We start from the raw sequence: 1081 nt of genomic DNA, 5'->3' as shown, positions 1-1081 counted from the left end.
GACCTATATCGAGGAGCAGGGCCTCATCGTCTGCCAACTCGACGGGACAGGCCGGCGCACCGTGACGCTGGTCGAATTGGCCTGGGCCACCGCACCGGGAGATCCGAATGCCGAGGAGGTGGAGCAGGGGAGCCTGGCGCTGTGAGGCGGCGCGGGTGCTTTGAGCGAATGGGGCGATAGGCTTTTTCAGTCACCCTCATCGCGACCAACTTCTGACGGCAACGGTGCCGACGCGAAATGCGTCATGCAGGGCGCATGCGTTTCGATGGCGCTCACCGGTTCGCCCCGATCACCCACTGTTCCTGGTCGACGAGCGTGCCGGTCATCGGCCCGGCAGCATCCGAAAGCAGGAAGACGGCGAGGTTGGCGATGTCGCTCGTCGAGAACAGGCGGCCGAAGGGTTGCGAGGCGTTGGCGGCATCGAGCCAGCCCGGCCCGTTGCCCAGCGTGTCGGCCTGCATGACACGTTCGGCCGGCGTGTCGGTCCAGCCGACATTGATGCCGTTGACGCGGATGCGATCGAAGCGATGGGCGTTGGCGGCGTTTTTGGTCAGCGTGGCCAGCGCGCCCTTGCTGGCGGAATAGACGGCGAGTTCCGGCGAGCCGCAATGGGCGTTGATCGACAGGATGTTGACGATGGCGCCGCCCTGGCCACGCTTCTTCATGTCGGCGATGGCCGCCTGCATAAGGAAGAACGGTGCCCGCGCGTTGACCGCGAACAGCGAGGCCCAGCCATCGAGATCGGCGTCGAGGAACGAGGCCCGGTCGGTCAGCCCTGCGGCGTTGACCAGCGCATCGATGCGGCCGAAGCGCTCGATGCAGGCTTGCGCCAAAAGGGCAGGGGCCGCCGGGTCGGCGAGGTCCGCGGCGACGAAGACCGTCGGCGTGCCGAGCCGCGAAAGCTCTTCCGCCACGGCATCGCCGCGGGTCTTCTCGCGCCCGGTGACGAGCAGGCCGCCGGCGCCGCAGCGCGCCAGCGTCTCGGCGATGGCGCGGCCGATGCCTTGCGTCGAGCCGGTGACCAGCGCCACCTTGCCGTTGAGCTGAAGCTCCATTCCTCTTCCCCACCTCGCATCTGGTT

General features: G+C 67.7%; 1 protein-coding gene. It reads right to left on the bottom strand.

The window, feature by feature from the left end; all coding sequences use genetic code 11:
• Positions 1-272: 272 nt before the first annotated feature.
• Positions 273-1055 carry an SDR family oxidoreductase gene (locus tag EN750_RS35775; protein WP_127399380.1) on the bottom strand — a complete coding sequence of 261 codons (783 nt, stop codon included), beginning with the start codon at positions 1053-1055 and terminating at the stop codon, positions 273-275.
• Positions 1056-1081: the final 26 nt, after the last annotated feature.

The sequence above is a fragment of the Mesorhizobium sp. M7A.F.Ca.ET.027.03.2.1 genome, assembly GCF_003999175.1.
Classification (GTDB): Bacteria; Pseudomonadota; Alphaproteobacteria; order Rhizobiales; family Rhizobiaceae; genus Mesorhizobium.
This window is presented reverse-complemented; position numbering and strand designations above follow the sequence as displayed.

Bases quoted from the DNA above. Each gene is read 5' to 3' on its own strand.
- EN750_RS35775 (WP_127399380.1), bottom strand. From the start codon at position 1,055: ATGGAGCTTCAGCTCAACGGCAAGGTGGCGCTGGTCACCGGCTCGACG.